At 44.7% G+C, this 18,520-nt stretch carries 9 protein-coding genes; 8 read left to right on the top strand and 1 reads right to left on the bottom strand.

Features of this window, described 5'->3' with window-relative positions:
• Nucleotides 1-260: 260 nt before the first annotated feature.
• Nucleotides 261-3,827: an autotransporter assembly complex family protein gene (locus FOR85_RS02250; protein ID WP_144296526.1), complete on the top strand. Its 3,567-nt coding sequence runs from the start codon at nt 261-263 to the stop codon at nt 3,825-3,827.
• A gap of 120 nt (nt 3,828-3,947) precedes the next feature.
• Entirely contained in the window at nt 3,948-8,969 is a 5,022-nt protein-coding gene (locus tag FOR85_RS02245) for a translocation/assembly module TamB domain-containing protein (RefSeq protein ID WP_144296525.1), read from the top strand.
• A gap of 122 nt (nt 8,970-9,091) precedes the next feature.
• On the opposite strand, the gene hemP is transcribed toward FOR85_RS02245, so the two are convergent.
• Complete coding sequence (hemP, locus tag FOR85_RS02240) at nt 9,092-9,250, bottom strand: hemin uptake protein HemP (protein ID WP_227672156.1); 159 nt, start codon at nt 9,248-9,250, stop codon at nt 9,092-9,094.
• A 206-nt stretch (nt 9,251-9,456) separates the two neighbouring features.
• Here hemP and FOR85_RS02235 point away from each other — a divergent pair, with 206 nt between their 5' ends.
• From FOR85_RS02235 to hemE, 6 genes are all read left to right on the top strand, one after another.
• On the top strand, nt 9,457-10,596 hold the full coding sequence (locus tag FOR85_RS02235) for an NUDIX domain-containing protein (RefSeq protein WP_144296524.1): 1,140 nt from the start codon (nt 9,457-9,459) through the stop codon (nt 10,594-10,596).
• A 563-nt stretch (nt 10,597-11,159) separates the two neighbouring features.
• Nucleotides 11,160-12,443 carry a lipocalin family protein gene (locus tag FOR85_RS02230; RefSeq protein ID WP_144296523.1) on the top strand — a complete coding sequence of 428 codons (1,284 nt, stop codon included), beginning with the start codon at nt 11,160-11,162 and terminating at the stop codon, nt 12,441-12,443.
• Between the two features lie 378 nt (nt 12,444-12,821).
• Complete coding sequence (locus FOR85_RS02225) at nt 12,822-14,267, top strand: glyceraldehyde-3-phosphate dehydrogenase (RefSeq protein WP_144296522.1); 1,446 nt, start codon at nt 12,822-12,824, stop codon at nt 14,265-14,267.
• Nucleotides 14,268-14,590: 323 nt separating this feature from the next.
• Nucleotides 14,591-15,793 (top strand): Obg family GTPase CgtA, encoded by a 1,203-nt coding sequence (gene cgtA / locus FOR85_RS02220; protein ID WP_144296521.1) that lies wholly within the window; start codon nt 14,591-14,593, stop codon nt 15,791-15,793.
• A gap of 141 nt (nt 15,794-15,934) precedes the next feature.
• Complete coding sequence (proB, locus tag FOR85_RS02215) at nt 15,935-17,107, top strand: glutamate 5-kinase (protein WP_144296520.1); 1,173 nt, start codon at nt 15,935-15,937, stop codon at nt 17,105-17,107.
• A gap of 209 nt (nt 17,108-17,316) precedes the next feature.
• Nucleotides 17,317-18,453, top strand: coding sequence for a uroporphyrinogen decarboxylase (hemE, locus tag FOR85_RS02210; RefSeq protein ID WP_144296519.1), 1,137 nt, complete (start codon nt 17,317-17,319; stop codon nt 18,451-18,453).
• The last annotated feature ends 67 nt before the right edge of the window (nt 18,454-18,520 follow it).

Raw genomic sequence — 18,520 nt, 5'->3', positions numbered from 1 at the left:
AGATAAACAATTATCAATACTATCAAAAATTTATCGAAATATAGCATAGGTTTTATCGATGTTACGCCGTATAATAGCAAGGCTTTGGTAAAAATACATGCGCACAGTGCTATGATTTGAGAATTAACTAAGTTATGATTTGTAAATTTTAGCCGTCCAAACCTTTAATGTCAGCGAACTGTTCTACGTTTATTCACCGGTAAGACGAGGCGATTGCCATCGACCGTCACTTGTGCCGCGTGAGGTGATAGGAAATCAATATGAAACACCAGCCTTCAACTCTAGCGCGCCACTCATCGGGGATACCGCCTGTTGCTGCGTCAAATGCGCCGCTGTGTTCGGCTAAATTTGCTCATCCTACTCATATAAATCCTATGGATAACCCTCGTGTTTGTTTTACGCGTACGGCGCTATTTCGGGCATTGACCACCAGTTTGGTTGGTTTTGGGGTCAGTGTTGCTATCGCGCCTAGTGCTCTTGCCGCCACTGATTTAAATAATAATACGGCCAATAATGCAAGCAGCAGCCAACTTATCAAAAATAGTGGCAATGATGCGACCACTGCACAGCCGCAACGACAATCGCAGCCACCAACGCCAAAACCGCCTTCCAATTCTTCGGCTCAGTCCTCGTCTAAACGAGCACTTTCTAAAGATGCCTATGAAGACAGCCAGCTTGATATTGCTTTGGACGCCTTGCGTCTAAAAAAAGCCGTTGAAGAAGGTATTATCGATCAATCGGTAATGGATGATTATAGCGAGCAGAACTTAGGTATTAAAAATCCTAACAAAAACGCCACCGCGCAAGCAAATAACACGGATAAATCCCAGTTATCAAATAATGATATCGATAGTATTAATGACTTTGCTAGTGCTATCGGTAATGGCATAGATAGTATAGGCAACAACCAAGCATTTGACAGCAATGAAAACTTAGAGCAGCAAGTTAATAGCGTGCAGCAACAAGGCTATCAGATGATGACGCCTGACGAGATTGATCGCGAGCTGGCGGCGATGGATAAGCAAAACGCTCAAGATATCGGCAATATCACTCAAAGTAATGCCGTTAATAATATCGATGGCATGCGTTATGACGACAATGACTTTCAAGCTTTAGATGGCGCATTTGATGCGCCTGTTGCAAGGTTAGACGATAGCACGCCGCCAATTGGGCTCGATGTGAGTTTAGATGCTACCAATTTACCAGCACCAAGCAATCTTGAAACCTTGGGTAGAAATGAGGCCGCTGCTAAGCAGGCGGAGACAGATGATGTGATGTCGCGTCCTATTGACGTCAGCGACTCGGTTGCTAGTGGCACTGGCGATAGCGTGACTAGTGTGGACATGGATAGTGGGATAGAAAATGCCCAGTCGGACAGCATCAATCCTGATGATTATTTGCCTAACTATGAAAACGATGTCAATGCGGTAAAAGAAAGTATCGAACAAGCGGCAAAACCCAAACCGATAGCACGTAACAAAAAAGGCAATATTGTTAAGCGCCTTTATAATCGCTTTTTTAATGGTGGCGTCGTCACCCTACCGCATGTTGAGACGACCATTTATTTGCAACAAGCCGCAGCAGATAATTTAAACGATAATAGCAAAAACAACGCTCAAAACAGTACAAGGAATGCTAAACCAACATTAACCAAAGCCGATGATGATATTCAGCCCTTTAAGAATATCAAAGCCGCTATTGATGACACTACCGTGCAGTCTGTGGTTGATTTCACTGCTGCGCTGCCGCGTCTACGCCAGAGCGCCTTAGATGCTGCCAAAGCCGTTGGCTACTATGATGTGACCCTACGTTTGCGCCAACCAAATACCGATACCATTGATGTCATTATTGAAAAGTTGGGTGAGCCGGTACGCGTGGATAGCCGCATTGTTGACATTCGCGGCGAGGGCAGCGAGCAAAAAGAATTTGCCAAGTTAGAAGAAGATTTGCCGCCACAAGAGGGCGATATTTTTAATCACCGCGTTTATAAAGACAGTAAGGCGGCGCTTGAATCGCTCAGTGATACCTATGGTTACTTTGATCAATATTGGCTCAATAAGTCGGTCGATATTATCTTGCCCGACAATACCGCCGATGTGTCGCTGGTTTACAATACGGGCGATCGTTACAAGTTTGATGAAGTGGTGTTTTTTACTTATGATCAAGAGTCGGGTACGCTGACCCGCGATCCTGAAAAGCTACCGGTTGAATTGTCGTTATTAAAGCAGCTGGTCGACTTTGAAGAAGGCGAGCCATTTTATCGTCCGGCCGTGACCAAGTTTAGTAACGATTTATCGGCGACCCGTTATTTTAATACTGTCAACGTCGAGACGATTTTGCCGCCAGACGAGCGTACAGAAAGCAGTACTTTAGCCTTTGATAATACGGCTAATAGCAGTAGTGCTGAGACTACCGATGATGACTTCGATAGCAATAATATCGAGCAAGATGAGGCAGTCAAAGCCGAAAATGACGCTGAGCGTTACGCTACCAGCGGTGAGACAGTCAATCCAGCCGATATCGCTGCCATCGAGTTTGAAGCCGATGAAGAAACCTTGGGTAAGCTGCAAGCCATTAGACAAAAAGCTGAACGTTTAAGCCGTCTGCCGGATGATCGCGTCTTGGATGAAAAAGGCCAAAAAGCCACTAGTATTTTGGGTAAAATCAGCGACTCTATCAGTAATGTCGCACAAAAAATCTTCCCTGATGAAGAAAATATCCTTGCCGATGAAAACTTCGTGCCGCCAACGCTTGCTGGACGCAAAACCCCGCAGGACGTGTTAGAAAACAAAAAAGTGCCGCTGTACGTCTTTGTTTCGGCAAACAAACCACGTGATGCCCAAGTTGGTCTCGGTTATGGTACCGATACTGGGGTGCGCGCCACTGCTAAGATAGATTATAATCTGATCAATCGTAAAGGCTATCAAGCAGGGGCAGAAACCGAAGTATCGCGTATTACCAAAAATGTCGCCGTGTATGGCAGTCGACCATGGAAGCATCCGCTAAACGATAAGTTGGATGCCCGTTTGACCTACGAAGAAGAGGTTATCGATCAAGGCGAAGGTAATTTTGACTTATCTACCCGAACCTTAAAAGCAGCATTGGCACGTAATATCCGCCGTGAAAATGGCTGGGATCGTAGCTACTCTGTACGCTACCGTTTAGATGAGTTAGAAACTGGTGTCGATGAGGAAGAATTAGACAATCTGCCAGTGCGCTTTACTTCCTCGAAACCGACGCAGCACGCTTTGTTATTTGGTTATGGCATGAGCAAAACAGACGTCGATAATGCTGCCAATCCTACCCGCGGGTTCCGTCAGTATTATGCGCTTGAAGCAGGTTCAGAAAGTCTGCTAAGTGATACCGATATGGCAATATTACGCGCCGGTGTGAGCGGTCTTTATAGCTTCGGGGCTGACGATAAACACCAAGTTCTGGGCAGTTTAAATACCGGTTATATCTGGGCGGATGATTTTTATGAAGTGCCTTATAAACTGCGTTTCTTTGCTGGCGGCGATCAAAGTATTCGAGGTTATGATTACGAAAGCCTATCACCGATTGAGAAGGGCTATCTCACCGGAGGACAAATCCTGGCAGTCGGCAGCGCGGAATATAACTATGAGTTTAGACCAGGTTTCCGCGGCGCAGTGTTTACCGATGTCGGTAATGCCTATGACAAAGATTTTGAAACCGACACCAAAGTTGGCGTCGGCGTCGGTATCCGCTGGGCGTCGCCGGTTGGTGTGGTACGTGTCGATGTTGCTGCTGGCGTGACGGAAGATAGCATCCCTGTTAGACTGCATCTGTTTATCGGGTCACCTTTATAAATGGCTGCTATAAGTACGCCTAACACCAGTGCTTATAACCAGCCCTAATAGAAACTAAAAACAGACTTATTTTTCATTCTAGCGCTTGCTGGTAATCCTTCTTTAACATAGCTGAGTGTCATGTTGACCAAAAATACCCCGCCAAATAAGCCCTCGGATGAAGATCCAGCACAGCGCGATGCCCGCGCTGTTAGACGTTGGTTTCCCCTGTCTTTTTTGCTCAAATTAACGGTCCTTATTTTGATTGTACTGGCGATTATGTTCGCCATATTTTTATATGCGGTCGGTACTGAGTCAGGCACAAAATTCATTTTAGAAAAAATCAGTGCCGAGACGGGGGTTAAGTTTAAATACGGTCGGGGTAATCTGCGCGATGGTATTTGGGTCAGCGATATCGATATCAACGCCACCGAAGACCTTGAGATATTGGTCGATAAAGCTTATGTCAAAATAGGCTGGCGCGCGGTATTTGCCAAAGAAGTGCATCTGCGTGATGCCGACATTCAAACCATTGAGATTATCAATAATAAGCCACCAACGGGCGAGCCGTTTGATTATCGAACGCTTAGCTTGCCAGTCAATTTGCGCTTTGATCAAGCAAAAATAAAAACCATTATTTATAAACAAGTCACCAAAGACCCTATCGTCGTGCATGATATCGAAGCGCGAGATTTGACTTGGGTTGGTAGCGTGGTGAACGTCGGGCGCGGCAAATTGCAGTATGCGGATATTGTAAAAGTCAGCGCTTTAAAAGGTCAGGCAGATTTACAAGGCGACTATCCTTTAGATTTGAGCGGAATTGTCGAGGTAAGTGCGTTAGAAAAAGCCTATATCGACCCGTTAAATATCACCGCAACCGGTACGCTAAAACGTACCGTTGGTAAAGTCCGTAGCCGTTATAACGACAGCGATGTCAGCGGTGATTTCGTGGTGCAGGGACTAGATGAAGGTTCGCCGTTTCAAGCGAAACTTAAATGGGACGATATTTTAATTCCTTATGCCGATAGCCAAAATATCCACCTAAAAAGCGGCATGGCGACCGCGTCGGGCGTCATCTCGGAGATACGTCTGCGTATCAATACCGAGCTGACCGCTAAAGATATCCCATCGGGTCACTATCAAGGTCGCGGTATTATCGCCAACAGTCAGCTGCGCGTTGATCGTTTGGATGCGCAAGTACCAGCAGGCAATTTGACATTGCAAGGTATTTTGGACTGGAAAGAGAGTTTTGATGCGGTAGTCCGCGCCACAGGCAGTAATTTTGATATTCGACAGGCGATTCCAGCTGAATATGCCGACTTTAAACCCTATGCGCCGCAAAAGCTCAATGGTCGCTTATCGGTACATTATCAGCATAAAAATAAAAATGGCAATCTAGAGATGGATGCAGATTTGCGTCAGCGCGATGGTGAGCATCTCAATGCCAATATCGTGCGTGGCAAAACGCCTGCTCGTGGTCGCAGCGCCAATTCTAAGCAAGTCACACCTTGGTATATCGACGCCAAGTGGCAAAATTTGGTACGCCGCAATTTGCCAAATATTGGTAATGTCGACAGTCCAAGCGGACAAGCCAATGTTATTATCCGCGGCTCGAATTTATCGGTCGATAGCAAAGCGGTGATTAATGAGTTAAATGCCGCCCCTAAAGGCAACTACGATGTGCGCGTGCGTAAAGCCGGTGACGTGATTAATATCAACCGTCTTAATTACAAAGGTATAGTAGGCGACCTATCTGGTACAGGGCAGATTCAACTGGCCAGTAAAAAACGCCCGCTAACGTGGCAAATTGATGCGCGTACCACGGGTTTGTTACCCAAAAAATATCGTAGTGACTTACCACTTGAGCGCTTAACAGGGCATATCAATGCGCGCGGGCGCATGCTCAATATCAGTAAAAACCGTGTCAAAGGTCAGCGCCATATTATTAGCTTTACTAATACCGATTTAAAAGCAAACCTCGATGCCAGTCAAGATAGCCGCGCTATTGGTATCACGGGCAGCGGTGATGCTAGCGTTGATATTATCGGCGGTGAGCTGTCTGTTTTTGATGCCCGTTTTGATGGTCATATTGATACCGCTGACGTACCAAAGGGCAGCTTATCGATTGATGCTGCTGGTACGCCAAAGCTGATTCGTATTCGTAAACTCAACTATAACGGTGAAGCCGGCGCAGTAAAAGCGAACGGTGTCATTGACTTACGTCAAAACATTGGCTGGACGGTCGATGGCCGCTTTGACAAATTTAACCTTGGCTATTTTTTACCCAATAATGCCGCCATTATCACTGGTGATTTAAAAACCAGCGGTGTGTGGCAAACGCCGCCAAAGAACCAAGCCAATACTAATTCTAACGCAAAGGGTAAGCTGAAAAACTTTGCGGTGAAATTTGATGGTGTATTAGATGCTGAGCAACTGCCAGCCGGTAAACTTAGCATTGACGCCAGTGGTGACGCACAGCTGATTCGTATCAAGCGTTTCCGCCATGTCGGCGCCGCAGGTAGTATCGATGCCAATGGTACGGTCGATGTGCGTAAAGGTATCGCTTGGAATGTTAAGGCGGTGATGAATCGCTTTAACTTGGGTTATTTCTTTAAAGATATCCCAAGTACCATCACTGGCACTATTGATACCGATGGGCGCTGGGGTGACAATCAGCAAATCGTTAATATCAAACAAGTTAACCTAAGTGGCGTGCTAAAAGGCCAGCCGCTCAGTGCCAAAGGTAGTCTGGCGGCGAAGCTTCGCCTACCAAAAGACTTAGGCAGTTATTTTAAACGCTTACAAGCACAAGATGCACAGGCACAGTATCAGCAAGTTAATGCGCTAATCGATAGCTTAAATGCCAATAATTTGGTGCTACGTTGGGGCGACAATTATCTTACTGCCAATGGCAATGCTAAGCAGCTACAAGCTAAGATTAATATCACCAGTCTTGACCAGCTATCAGATAAGCTTGCTGGTAAAGTGACGGGCGGCGCAACCTTATCGCAGCCGGCAGGACAGGCGCTGCCCACGATTTATATCGACTTAGTTGGTGAGCGACTAGCGCTACCAGGTTTTATTTTGCGTCAAGGACGTATCCGCGGTAAGCTCGTCAATTTGGCCAATAGCCCAAGCCAGCTTATTATTAGCGCCGAAGGTTTGGATGCGGCAGGTCAGAGCTTTAAAAAGGTCAATGCCACTTTTAATGGCACTGAGCAGGCGCATGTGGTCAATCTTGAAGTGGCAAATGATGAGCTTGCTATCGCCGCTCGGCTCAAGGGTGGTTTTAATCGCGATAAGCTCAGTTGGTCAGGCGTGATTGGTAAAGGGCGTATCAAATCAAAATATGCGACGTTAAACCAACTACAACCTGCACAATTAATTGTCAATTTACCCAAAAAGCAGGGTAATAATTCTACTGACTTAAAAGTGCAGCTTGCCGCCCACTGTTGGCAGGCGACCGACCAAACGGGCAAGCTGTGTTTACGCGAGAATCTCATTGCTTCACCAGCGGCAGGTCAAGTCAATTTAGCGGTACAAAACTTGGATACTTCACTATTCTCGGTCTTTTTACCCAAAGATATCGATTGGCAAGCGAAAATTAATGGTAAAGCCATCGTCGGTTGGCAACGTGGTCGTCCGCCAACGATTAATACCACGCTGTACTCTGATAATGGCAAAATCGGTCTCATCCAAGATGGCGATAGTCAGCCGGTTACCTTGCCTTATAAGCGCGTGTCGGTCATTGCTTTATCGGTCCCTGAAGGCATCAAACTGCGCACGGATATCAATACTGGTCGCGGTGCGCGTGGCTATGCTGAGGTTATCGTTGACCCTTATAAAACACCGAAACCTATCTCGGGTGCGCTGGTGCTCAATGAGCTGAATTTGGCAGTGTTTAAGCCTTTCTTCCCCGGTATGCGCGTGCTCGAAGGCAATATCACTATGGCAGGTGGTTTGGGTGGGACGCTCGATAAACCGCAGTTTTATGGCGATGTGAAATTGGCAGATGGCCGTATTGCGATGCTAGATTTACCTATCAACTTAAGAAAAGTCAATGTCGATGCCAAAATTCGTGGTACGCAGGCGAATATCGACGGCACTTTCAATAGTGGTACCGGTACGGGCAAGCTGACTGGTACGGTAAATTGGCAACAAAAACTGCAAGCCAAACTCAGCATTATTGGCGAGCGTTTGGTATTGACCCAGCCGCCATTATTGTTGGCTGAGATTAACCCTGATATCGACATTATCGTGCGTCCGGGTGACCGTTATGTCAATATCACTGGCGCCGTCAGTGTGCCGTCAGCGACCATTCGTCCACCAGAAGCCAGTGAAGATATCATTACCCAAACCGAAGATGCGGTGGTTCTTGATCGCCGTTTGATTGGTAATATTGATGAGGTTTTAGCGATTTCAAAACCTTGGTCAATCAATGCCGACATCGGTATCGACTTGGGCGATGACATCAATTTCCGCGGTTTTGGTGCGGTGATTCCGTTAGCAGGGGCGATTAATGTCACCCAAAATGGCACAGGCGTTATGCGCGCCAAAGGCGTCGTGCAGGTTTCTCGCCGTACCAATGTCAATATTTTTGGTCAGAGCTTAGAGCTGAATTACGGTCAGGTGCGTTTTAATGGCGACGTGATGAAACCAAATCTGAGCATTGAGGCGGTGAAAACCATCAGCGGTAAGACCGTCGGCGTACGCGTTAAAGGCAATACGGAAAATCCAAACATCATTGTCTTTAACAATGCTGGCTTAACCCAGCAGCAAGCGATGAATGCCTTGATAACGGGCCGTATTAATAATAAGAGCGCGACGCAAATCAGTGAGCAAGGCTTTAAATCGCAGGTGACCAATAACCTTGCAGCGGCGGGACTAAGCTTTGGGCTGAGTGGCACGCGCAATCTGACCAACCAGATAGGTCAAGCGTTTGGCTTCCAAAGCTTAACCGTTGATGCGTCAGGCAGTAGTGATGACACCAACGTCAACGTTACTGGTTATGTAACCCCTGATTTGTATATTCGCTACGGCGTCGGGGTGTTTAATGCACAAAATAGCCTATCTATCCGTTATCAGCTAACGCGCCGCATTTATGTCGAAGCAACTTCAGCGGCGGAAAACGCGGTCGATGTGGTTTATAGTTGGCAGTTCTAAGCACTTAAGCTTTTAATCGCCTTACTATACTGTCGATTTTTAAGTCGCTTGTTAGTGGTTCATTTAATGCAATAAAAAACGCCTTTATCAAAAGGCGTTTTTTTATGCGGTGAGCAGTTGATTTATTTGGTTAAAATTAAGCGGTTATTGCGCGTTAAGCGTAAGCGATATTCTTCGCCTTCGTGCTCGATACGCACTTCTTTGGTTAGCGCAAATAGGTGCTGCGACTGTAGCGTAGGCAAACGGTTTTCGCGGCAGTTTAAATAACGAGAGATGACCATGCTCATAGTAAATTCCTTTTGATAAAATAATTAGAGATAAGGCAGTGGGGTAAAGTAAGTTATTAACGATAATAATTATCATTTACATTGAAAGCTTTTGCAAGCTATTTGATAAAATAAATCACAGTTATTATGTAAACTTATATAAAGCAGCATTTACAAACGCTATAAATAAAAACAGTTGTACCATTATAAAGGGCAATAGAATGAGTAGTCATTTAGAGAATTCAAGCAAAAATTCGTTCGCTAAGAATGAGGCAAGTGCCCATAAACCGCTAAAAATCGTCAATGTTGCGGTGGCGGTTATTTATTATCAGCATCGGTATTTGCTCGGTTTTAGAAATGCATCGCAGCATCAAGGTAATCGTTATGAGTTTGTGGGCGGCAAGATAGATACTAATGAAACCGCTCAGCAAGCGCTGATACGCGAAGTCGCTGAAGAGACGGGCATTGATATCGCAAATAATACTGCGGTAAAACTTGGTCGGCTGCATCATGACTATGGCGATAAGCAGGTATGTTTGCAGGTTTACAAGGTAGCACTAAGTGCGCAGCAGTATGAACAGCATAGACATTGCCAGCAGGGATTGGAGGGTCAAGCATTAACTTGGGTGGATAAATCGAAGTTATTAGCAGGAGATTATCAGTTGCCAGCCGCTAATAAAACCATTCTTGCATGGTTGCGCTTACCACAACAGATAGCAATTACTTATCCATTGGCACACTTCAACGACGCGGCTGATCCAGCAGCAGCTTGGCTACAGTTTCATGCAGCGCATTTGGCGCATGATGCTTGGGTTTATGTCCGTCCAAAAGCTATGGATGCAGATAATAATATAGCGCAGTTATTACGCTTGCGTGCAGATATACAGGCGATTGTACCAGCTGAATTTGAAAGCGACCAAGCACATAAGCAAGCTGTAAACCACCAAATCGTCGCAAAGCAGTTAACCCAAACGCAGCTTATGCAGGGGTCAAGTGATATTAATAACGATATTCACCAAAGCCAAAATGTAATTCACGAAGATTTGTCTACAAACCATTTATTAAACTATCCATTAATCATTAGCTGCCACGACGCCGAAAGTGTCGCTGCCGCTAATAAGTTGGCGCATAGACGTTTAGAGCAGCAATTGCCGCCGGTTATCGGTATTTTTCTATCGCCAGTTTTAGCAACTCAAACCCATCCTGATGTCGAGCCACTTGGCTGGCAAGCGTGGTCAATATTAGCAGAATTAGCCGATATGCCAGTGATTGGCTTAGGTGGTTTATCGCCAGCAATGAGGGCTCAAGCAGAGCAGTATGGCGGCATTGCTGTTGCTGGCATTCGTCAGTTTTTGCGGTAATTTTTAAGATGGTATTTATAGTATTTGAGAGTATATTTTAGGCCAATAATTGACCAAAATATGAAAGGTAAATCAAAAACTGAAAGCAAATGTAAGGCCATACAAGAGTGAGGTTTAATGGGGGGCAAGCCACTGATTTTAAATCTATTTTTACACAAGGTAACTATGTATTGCTTGTATGGCGTAAATACAGAATTACTTACAAACCGTTGCGTTTTCCTACATTGCTACACTGTTTTGCTTAGCTCTTTGCCATTACTATAAACCTGAAAATTACCAAAGGGCGCAGAATCAGTTTGTTAAGGGCGATTCATCTAGCAACTTTTTATCCAATCACTTGCTATTTAACCAATTGCTATCCAACCACTTCTTATCTATCGTAATTTTATTCATGGCAGCGCCACTGAAAGGTATAGTAAATATAAGTAATCCAGTATTTAATTTTCACTCATCTCTCTTTTATATTTAAAGTGATTGTTGAGCATTATTTATACTTGAGCTAATCGCTATAAAATTTGATAAATGAAAAATTTTAACTAACACTATTAATAAATGGTACTCCTATGAAAACCAATAAGTTACCTAAGTCAGCATGGCCTGATTCGCAGGCAGCTGGTTCTCAATCACAGCAGACTAAATCAAGTCAGCATTACCTTGATAAAAACTATTTAAAAAAAGGTTATCGCAAGACAGATAATACGTCACAATCGAGTAATGCCAGCAACGACGCCAGCTATCACAACGATAGCGCCAACGACATGTCAGTAGACGATGTCGCTCTAAATACCTTGGCAACAGATAATGAATTTGGCTATAAAAAGAGTGGACAAAACGCGCCTATAGCCGCCACGCCTGCATTGATTCAGAAAAGCAATCACCGCCAAGATAAAGATAATACAAGTTTTAAAAGCACTCAAGATTTGCAAAGCCCCAGTTTTCAAGATGGCGGCGGATACAAAAAAGCGCTTGCTTATAAAAAAGTACAAAAAACTACTGACCTCAATACTTCCGATATCAATATTGACAGTGAAATTAACAGCTCAGCGAAAAGCTTAATTGAAAGTAATAACTTCAATAAGTCAATTACTGCTGAAACTGTTGATATAGACGACGTCAATGAAGATATGGGTTTACCAACAATACCGGAGCGCATATTTATGAATGGACTTATTAAACACACAGGTATTGCTTTAGCAATTATCATACCGCTGGCGGCGTTTTCAGCGTATGCGGCGACGCCACCCGTCAATAGCGCGGCTAAAGCTAATGTGACGGCTAATGCAACGACGGATAAAACCAGCACCGAGACATTAGCCATCAAGCCGAGTGCCATCATTCATAAGTCTGCAAGTGTACCAACCACAGTTGATAGCGTTGATCTGAAAAAATACGCTGGTACTTGGCACGAGATAGGTCGTTTACCGATGTATTTTCAGCGCAATTGTGCCAGTGACGTGACCGCGACTTATGTTGAAAAGACCGACAGTTCAGGCATCAAGGTGATTAACCAATGCAAAGCGCAAGATGGTTCAGCCATTACCGCAGAAGGTCTAGCTAAACCCGCTGATGCTTCGGGTAGTAAATTAAAGGTTACTTTTTTGCCGTCATGGATTCGCTGGGTGCCTGTTGGCCGCGCCGATTATTGGGTACTGGCGCGTGACGCAGATTACAAAACGGCATTGGTTGGCACGCCAGATAAAGAATATTTATGGTTACTGGCTCGTTCGCCGAATGTTAGCCAAGAGACCTATGCAAAATATCGCCAAATTGCCCAAAAGCAGGGCTACGATTTAAAAGAATTTAAACTTACCCCGCAGACCAATCAGACGGTAAAGTTGGTTCCTTAAGTTTTTCATAACCATACATGGCATAACCATATAAGTATTTTATAATTATCATATTTTTGTTTGATTTATCGATAATTGACAATAGAGCAGCAATGCAAGCTGCCTTTAGTTTTATGCAGTAACTTATAAAGCGCTAAAAAACGCGATAAGTACGTCAAATTCGGTTATCACTAGCAAAATAGGGCGTTTTAGGCTAAAATCTACCTTATCTAAAGACGGTGACGATAAAGACTGTGACGCTAGTTAGTGATAGTTACTATTGCCAATCACTACCGCCAAAGTCGAGCATGACCGTTTTAATATCATTATTTAAGTAATGATGACCTATCTATTTATATTTCTTCCTACTTTTCTGCTACCTAATTACTGACCAAAAGGATGTTTCTCGTGAGCAACGCTGATACCTTACGCCAATTACATCAAGACCATTTGAGCAATTATAACCAACAAGAGCAACAAGCCATTGAGCTTATGGGCTTATTAAATAAGCTTTATAATGAGCAAGATGTGCAAGTGACATTGTTTGGTGATACGCTAGATACAACCTCTGTGGGTCAAATACTTGCATTGCATCAAAAAGTCGCGCTACGTGATAAAGGTGCTAAACCTATCGCTGTCGCGGATACTTTAGCGATGGTTAAAACGCTTGCAGAGAATAAAGACATCCAAGCGGCGCGTATCGATGTTGGTCAATTGATTGCTAATGACAGTGATTTACAAGCGGCATTACAGTCTATTAACAATGACAATGCAGCTAGCAATGGCGCAACGGATGTGGTGCTATACGGTTTTGGCCGTATTGGTCGTATCTTAACGCGTCTTTTGTTGTCACAAGCGTCAAGCGCTAAAGGCTTACAGCTAAAAGCCATTGTGGTGCGTCCAGCAGCAGCGGGCGATTTGGCTAAGCGTGCTTCATTGCTTGAGCGCGATTCAATCCATGGTAGCTTCGCTGGTGGCGTCGTTGTCGATGATGAAAACAATGGTTTGATTATCAATGGCCGCTTTGTACAAGTCATTTATGCCAAAGACCCAAGCGAGATTGACTATACGGCTTATGGTATCAACGATGCATTGGTTATTGATAATACCGGTATTTGGAAAGATGAAGACGGTCTTGGCAAGCATTTGCAATCGACTGGTGTGAAAAAAGTATTGCTAACGGCTCCTGCTGGCGGTGATATTAAAAACGTCGTTTATGGCGTCAATAACGATACGGTCGGCGATGACACTATCGTCAGTGCAGCGAGCTGTACCACTAACGCGATTACCCCAACGCTCAAAGTTTTAAATGATGAGTATGGTATCGAGAATGGACACGTAGAAACCATTCACTCGTTCACCAACGATCAAAACTTAATTGATAATTATCATAAAGCCGATCGCCGCGGGCGCAGTGCAGTATTGAATATGGTTATCACCAGTACTGGCGCGGCAAAAGCAGTTGGTAAAGCCCTACCAGAGCTTAGCGGTAAATTGACGGGTAATGCGATTCGTGTACCAACGCCAAACGTCAGCTTAGCGATTTTGAACTTAAACCTTAAAACGGCGCCAGCCAGTGCCGATGCGTTGAATGAGTTCATGCGTAAAGTGTCTAATAGCAGTCAGTGGCAAACTCAGATTGCTTATACAGATTCTACCGAAGCAGTATCGACTGATTTTGTCGGTGATACGCATGTCGGTATCGTTGATGCGCAAGCGACTATTTTGACAGACAATCATGCTATCGTTTATATTTGGTACGATAACGAAGTTGGCTATAGCACGCAGGTATTACGTTTGGCTACGCAAATGGCTGGCATCAGCTATGCGCAAATTCCAGCGTAAAAATTTGCACAGATGCTATCTTAGCCGTTTGTATTTAGATAAAATGCTAAGGCAAAATAGCGCGACGAAAGTAAGTTTTATCCTAGATAAATCGGTGTAAATTATTAACGGCAGTACTCAAACACCCGATAGTCCGAATGGTTATCGGGTGTTGTTGTCATGATAGATGCTAAGCGTGGTATGACATTTTAGCGAATACCGTTTTAAAGAAGATTTTATATTTTTTAAGTTATTCATAACTACCAAACATATAGCTACCACCTAAAATACAGTCGTGGACTGTAGCCAGTTGATAAGCTGGATGGTAAATAAAGGAACGTAAGATGCGATTTATTGATGAAGCCGTCGTAACGGTAAAAGCAGGTGACGGTGGTAACGGAATCGCCAGTTTTCGCCGAGAAAAGTATGTCCCACGCGGTGGCCCTGACGGTGGCGATGGCGGTAAGGGCGGCGATGTTTATGTCATTGCCGATGACAATACCAACACCTTAGTTGACTACCGTTATACCCGTCGTTATGACGCCATGCGCGGTGAAAACGGTCATAGTAAGAACTGTTCAGGTAAAGGCTCTGACGATATCTATTTGCCGGTTCCTATTGGTACGACCGTGGTTGATACCGAAACCGACGAAGTATTAGGCGATTTGATTGAAATTGGTCAAACGTTACTGATTGCCAAAGGCGGCGACGGCGGTCTGGGTAATACCCATTTTAAAAGCTCGACTAACCAAGCACCGCGCAAAGCCACTTCAGGTTTTGAAGGCGAGTTAAAGGTGCTGAAGTTTGAGCTAAAAGTAGTCGCTGACGTTGGTCTGATTGGTTTACCTAACGCGGGTAAATCAACCTTTATCCGTCAGGTATCTGCCGCCAAACCTAAGGTTGCCGATTATCCCTTTACCACCTTAGTGCCAAACTTAGGCGTGGTTGATATCGGTCGTCACCGCTCATTTGTGATGGCAGATATTCCAGGTTTAATTGAAGGCGCCTCAGAAGGGGCTGGACTTGGTATTCGTTTTTTAAAGCATGTCGCTCGTACGCGCCGTCTGTTACACTTGGTTGATGTAAAACCGATCGATGGCAGTGATCCAGTAGAAAACGCGCGCGTGATTTTAAATGAGCTTGAGCGTTTTTCACCTGAATTGGCCAATTTGCCACAGATTTTGGTGCTAAATAAAATCGACCAGGTTGCCGAAGAAGACTTAAATGAGCTTTGCACTCATATCGTGGCTGAGCTTGGCTGGACAGGTATGGTATTTCGTACCGCAACCTTGACCGGCGAAGGCGTTGATGCGATTAAGTACCATTTGATGAATGAGATCGAGCGCGAGCGCGAGCGTGAACTCGAAGATCCGATTTTTGCTGAAGCCCAAAAAGAGCGTTTTGAGCGCTTAGAAGCAGAAGTTCGTTTGAATACCGAAGCGCAGCGTGAAGCCTATCGTGCGGCTCGTAAAGCAGCGCGTGAAGGTACCACTTTAGACGACGATGACGATTTTGATGATGGCGTCGAAGTGGTATACGTTCCCTAATATATCTGCGCTTAAATGTATCTGACTTTAAATATATTTAGGGTTAAATTGGCAAAAGTTAATGTTTCGTTTTTTAAATAGGTGTGTGTACAGTTTTAATATAATCCACGTAATTCATTTACCCTAGCAACAGGAGTTTATATGGTAGTTGACATAGAGAACACGACAGAAGAAGCAAGGTTTGTTAAGCAAGCTCGCAACTTTGATATTCGGCGCGTTATTGTCAAGATTGGCTCATCGCTATTAACCAATAATGGACGAGGGCTTGATCGAACTGCCATTTACGAATGGGCAAAGCAGATTGCCAAACTGCATAAGCAAGGCGTGGAAGTATTACTTGTGTCATCAGGTGCTGTTGCTGAAGGCGTGGTACGGATGAATCTGGACGAGCGCCCAAGAAAACTGGCGGCGCTACAAGCGTGTGCGTCCATCGGTCAGATGGGCTTGATTGAAACTTGGTGGTCAGCACTAATTCAGCATGGTATTCAAAGCTCGCAGTTGTTATTGACCCACGATGATTTGTCCAACCGTAGCCGCTATTTAAATACCACGGGAGCATTGACGCAGTTATTAGAATGGCGTGTGCTGCCCGTGATTAATGAAAACGATACCATTACCATTGATGAGATTAAATTCGGTGATAATGACACTTTAGGCGCGATGGCAGCGGCAATGGTCAATGCCGATTTATACATTATCTTAACCGATCAAGATGGCGTCTTTACTGATAATCCGCGTAATAATCCGAATGCCAAAATGATTCGCCAAGAGCGGGCGATGGCCGATTACTTATTTGATATCGCCGGTGACGGCGGCAAACTTGGTCGTGGCGGTATGCTGACTAAAATTCGTGCTGGACGCTTGGCTGCCATGGGTGGTTGTCCAACGGTTATCGTGAGCGGCGCTATCGACGATGTCATCACGCGTGTGGTTTCTGGCGAAGCCGTTGGTACGTTATTGACCACTAATGACGAAGATAAAATCATTGCTCGTAAACAGTGGTTAGCGGCGCATTTGCGCATGTCAGGCACGCTCATTGTAGACGCTGGGGCTGCAAAAGCGGTTGTCGAACATCACAAGAGCTTATTGCCAGTTGGCGTCGTCGAAGTCCGCGGTGATTTTGATGAAGGTGATGTGGTTGAGATTGTCAATCAAGACACGGGCGAGCGTATCGCTGTTGGTCAAGTAAACTTCTCATCGCGTGACGCCTGCCGTGTGGCTCGTGAGCGTACAGAGCAGTTCGATAGAATTCTTGGTAACAAAGAAGAGCGCGTGGTCATGGTACACCGCGACAATTTAGCGTTAACCGTGTAGTTATACCCCTTTAATCGGTAGGTGTTCTCAAAGCTTAATAGTAAATGGCATTTAATATAAAGAAGCTGATATCAAATGATTATGAAGCTTTTTGGGATTAAATGCCGCTATCTATGTGTTATAAGCGTTTATTAATCTTTTCTTTCACTTATTTTATCTTGCCCTGTTATTTATTTTATTGAATATAGGGCTGTTTTGGAGAGTTGTACATGAGTGCTTCAGACAGTAACCATGCGCTTGAGCAGAACTTTGCGCCTTTAAAAAACGATAGATTGCTACGAGCACTCCGCTTTGAGCCCATAGATACCACGCCCGTATGGATGATGCGTCAAGCTGGTCGTTATTTACCAGAATATAAAGCCACCCGCGCTGAAGCCGGTGATTTTATGAGTCTATGTAAAGATACGGCGCGTGCGACCGAAGTCACTTTGCAGCCGCTGCGCCGTTATGAGTTGGACGCCGCGATTTTATTCAGTGATATTTTGACCATTCCTGATGCCATGGGGCTAGGACTATATTTTGAAACAGGCGAGGGTCCGAAGTTTAAGCATCCGATTCGTACGCAAGCGGATTTAGACAGATTACCTGTGCTCGATATGAATGACTCGCTTGATTATGTCATGCGCGCGGTGACGAGCATTCGTAAAGCACTAAACGGACAAGTGCCGTTATTCGGCTTTTCTGGTAGTCCTTGGACGCTAGCGACTTACATGATTGAAGGCGGCAGCTCAAAAGATTATCGCTATACCAAAGGTTTCTTATATAGCAATCCGGAGTTTTTACATCAATTATTAGATAAATTGGCAACGTCAGTGATTGATTATTTGGATGCGCAAGTGGTTGCGGGCGCACAAATTTTGCAGATATTTGACAGCTGGGGCGGGGCGCTTGGTCATCGTCAGTTTGTGAATTTCTCGCATGCCTATAATAAGCGTATTGTCGCTGAGCTAAAGGTACGTCATCCAGAAATCCCAGTCGTACTATTTACTAAAGGCGGTGGATTGTGGCTTGATGTGCAAGCGGATAGTGAGGCAGATGCGCTAGGTTTAGACTGGACGATGCCTATTGATCGCGCCCGTCAAGTATTGACAGAAAGTCAGCGCCAATTGACCAAACAACATAAAAAACTACAAAGCAGCAAAGCCATTCAGGGTAATTTAGACCCCGCAACCTTGTACGGCTCGCCTGCAACCATCCGTGCTGAAGTCAAGGCCATGCTCGATAGCGCTTACGCCAGTGGCGAAAAAACCGGCTATGTGGCAAACTTAGGTCACGGTATTACCCAGTGGGTCAATCCTGATAATGCCAAAGTCTTTATCGATGCGGTACATGATTATAAAATTTAAGTTATAAAATTTAATATCGTTAATTATTAAAAAATGAACGTTTAAAAGCGCTAGTAATAGCGCTTAT

It is taken from the genome of Psychrobacter sp. YGAH215 (assembly GCF_007280595.1).
Lineage (GTDB): Bacteria > Pseudomonadota > Gammaproteobacteria > Pseudomonadales > Moraxellaceae > Psychrobacter > Psychrobacter faecalis.
The sequence above is the reverse complement of the archived record's forward strand: the minus strand, read 5'-3'. Positions and strand labels throughout refer to the sequence as shown.